The 2,587-nt window shown below is 37.8% G+C and carries 6 protein-coding genes; all 6 read left to right on the plus strand.

Going from position 1 to position 2,587, the window contains the following annotated elements:
* On the plus strand, positions 1–272 hold a 272-nt coding region (locus AC52RT_RS11400; protein ID WP_495540855.1), incomplete at its 5' end, for a sigma factor-like helix-turn-helix DNA-binding protein.
* Positions 259–570 (plus strand): YxlC family protein, encoded by a 312-nt coding sequence (locus AC52RT_RS11405; RefSeq protein WP_495540856.1) that lies wholly within the window; start codon positions 259–261, stop codon positions 568–570. The genes AC52RT_RS11400 and AC52RT_RS11405, both read left to right, overlap by 14 nt.
* A complete protein-coding gene (locus AC52RT_RS11410) occupies positions 567–800 on the plus strand; it encodes a transcriptional regulator (RefSeq protein ID WP_495540857.1) in 234 nt (77 codons plus the stop codon). Before AC52RT_RS11405 ends, AC52RT_RS11410 begins: the two co-directional genes overlap by 4 nt.
* Positions 793–993: a PLDc N-terminal domain-containing protein gene (locus AC52RT_RS11415; RefSeq protein ID WP_495540858.1), complete on the plus strand. Its 201-nt coding sequence runs from the start codon at positions 793–795 to the stop codon at positions 991–993. The genes AC52RT_RS11410 and AC52RT_RS11415 overlap by 8 nt, the downstream gene beginning before the upstream one ends.
* Positions 990–1,859 carry an ABC transporter ATP-binding protein gene (locus tag AC52RT_RS11420; RefSeq protein WP_495540859.1) on the plus strand — a complete coding sequence of 290 codons (870 nt, stop codon included), beginning with the start codon at positions 990–992 and terminating at the stop codon, positions 1,857–1,859. The genes AC52RT_RS11415 and AC52RT_RS11420 overlap by 4 nt, the downstream gene beginning before the upstream one ends.
* Positions 1,856–2,587: ABC transporter permease (locus AC52RT_RS11425; RefSeq protein WP_495540860.1), on the plus strand; the 732-nt coding region annotated here is incomplete at its 3' end. The genes AC52RT_RS11420 and AC52RT_RS11425, both read left to right, overlap by 4 nt.

A 2,587-nucleotide genomic window follows, 5' to 3' on the forward strand; every position in this document is an offset into this window, starting at 1 on the left:
AACGAGGCTTATTCAAAAGAGCAGCGGATGAACATTCTTCTTCACTAAAGTGGGAATTACAGCTGAAAAAAGTCGACTTTAATGAAGTGATGGGGGCGATTTCTACACTAAAACCATTGTATCGGATTCCTTTATTATTACGGCATTATTATGGATTCACATATGTTGAAATCGGTGAAATTCTAAATTGTCAGGAAGGTACCGCGAAATCTAGAGTCAATAAAAGCATAAAACTGGTTAGAAAGGAGATGCAAGAAGATGAAGGTCGATGAAGAAAAGAAAATTAAAGAAGCATTTGAAAAAATCACTGAAGGAATAGAAAGTTCACCCCCCAATCTAGCGACATTATCGATGATGTTGAATAAGAAAAAATCGGAACACAAGAGAAGGCTAAATAGAGAATTGATGTTTTTTATGCTGATCGCCAGCTTCTGCATTATCATTCTAACGTTAGTTTTAGCAAATGCACCTACTCTTTATATCGGCATTCAAGTATTGGGAATCGTTTCCGTACCTTGTGTCATGATTTGGAGAAATAAAAAATCAGAACAAGGTGATTCAGTCCTATGAACATAAATATAGAGAATCTTTCAGTAGAAAACCAATTTATCTTGTTTATCGGGATTGGATTATTGTTACTTATTCAAAGTACATCTATCTTTATTTCTGCAAGAAGACGCGGTAAAAACCCCTGGTTTTGGGGGTTTATAGGTTTATTAAATATTCCTTCAGGTACTATTTTTTATTATTTATTTGTGATTTATCCTGAGAAACGAAAGGAGCGTAAGAAAAATGGATAATACTCTATTGATTCAGCTTTTAGTGCCCGTTATCATTTTACAATTCATTTTAGTCGTGACCGCGCTGGTTAGCTTGAAAAATACGGAATATACAAATGGTCCGAAATGGCTATGGGTTCTGATTATCCTTTTCGTCAATCTCATCGGTCCAATTGTCTTCTTTATTTTTGGAAAAAGAGGACGGAGGACATGAGTTTTTATGTGAAGAACTTATCAAAAACATTTAATGATCAAGTGGTTGTCAATGATGTAAGTTTTGAATTGGAACACGGACGTTGTGTGGCCTTGATTGGTCCAAATGGCGCTGGAAAAACGACACTATTGAAGATGTTAACAGGTTTAATTGCATATAAACAGGGAGAAATATCATTCCAAAAAGAAAAAGAATGGAAGCAGGATATCGGTTTTTTACCGCAGGTTCCCTATTTTTATGAGTGGATGACCCCAGGGGAATTTTTACGTTTTGTAGGTGGCTTATCCAAGATGGATGAAGATCTTTTATCTAGGAAAATAGAGGAAGTTCTTACCGCCACAGGGCTTATAGATGTGAGGAATAAGAAAATCCAAGGTTTTTCAGGAGGAATGAAGCAGCGACTCGGTTTAGCTCAAGCCATACTGCATGAACCAGCACTTCTCTTTTTAGATGAACCCGTATCTGCACTTGATCCTGTTGGCAGGCGTGAGGTTATGACCATTCTGTCCAACTTGAAAGCAAAGACGACGATTCTATACTCGACGCATGTATTGCACGATGCAGAAGAAATTAGTGATGATATTCTTTTGATGAAGAACGGAGAAATCATCTCACATGGAACGCTGGAACAGTTATTATCTCAAACTTCAAATGTGTATGTAGTCGAAAGTTCATCTGCATTTCCATCAGAGAATAACTTTAACCTAAATTTGCTCAAGCCTAATAAAGCAGAGGTCTCATTTCAATCTGTTGAAGAGAAAAAACAGTTTTTACAATGGTGTGTGGATCAAGATATCAACCTCGTTTCCTTTCAAGAAAATAAACAAACGCTCGAAACGTTATTTATGGAAGCGGTGAAACCATGAGAGGATTTTTCACACTTGTTAACAAAGAATACTTAGGTATTATACGCAGTAAAAAAATCATCTGGCTGCCCATCGTTTTTATGCTGATGACGCTCACCCAGCCACTCACTTTGTATTACATGGAGGATATTTTAAAAATGGGAGGGGGGCTTCCGGAAGGATCTATTTTGCAAATGCCTGTACCTAATGCAGGGGAAGTCATGGCATCCGTCCTGTCGCAGTTAAATACATTAGGGGTTCTCGTCATAGTGGTAGCGGTAATGTCAACAATCTCAGATGAACGAAAAAGTGGATCGTTAACATTTATCCTCACCCGGCCCGTATCTAGTTTGCAAATCGTGGGCAGTAAAACACTTGCCGAAGGATCGATAGTGATTGTATCGTTTATCTGTGGCTATCTCTTATCCTATTATTATACGGTTATTTTGTTTTCTACCATTCCCATTCAACAAGTAATCGAAAGCATGCTGATTTATAGCTTATATTGCTTGTTCATTGTTGTCTGTGTTGTCTTCAGCAGTGCACTATTAAATAGCAATGGAGCCATTGCAATCGTGAATATCTTGTTTTTCTCCGTCTTGTCGATTGCCAGCAGTCTGTTTTCGGATTTCCTAAAATGGAGCCCAGCTGAATTAAGCAGCCATGCCATGAGCAAGTTGATTAACGAACCGACTAACGGCTTAGCTGGAAGTATTTTTGTAACGATCTTTCTGATGATCTTGTTGCTT

This window comes from Peribacillus sp., from assembly GCF_059453735.1.

What these genes read in the sequence shown, in the direction of transcription:
- AC52RT_RS11410 (WP_495540857.1), top strand. Translation starts at nt 567, where the DNA reads ATGAACATAAATATAGAGAATCTTTCAGTAGAAAACCAATTTATCTTG.
- AC52RT_RS11420 (WP_495540859.1), top strand. Translation starts at nt 990, where the DNA reads ATGAGTTTTTATGTGAAGAACTTATCAAAAACATTTAATGATCAAGTG.
- AC52RT_RS11415 (WP_495540858.1), top strand. Translation starts at nt 793, where the DNA reads ATGGATAATACTCTATTGATTCAGCTTTTAGTGCCCGTTATCATTTTA.
- AC52RT_RS11405 (WP_495540856.1), top strand. Translation starts at nt 259, where the DNA reads ATGAAGGTCGATGAAGAAAAGAAAATTAAAGAAGCATTTGAAAAAATC.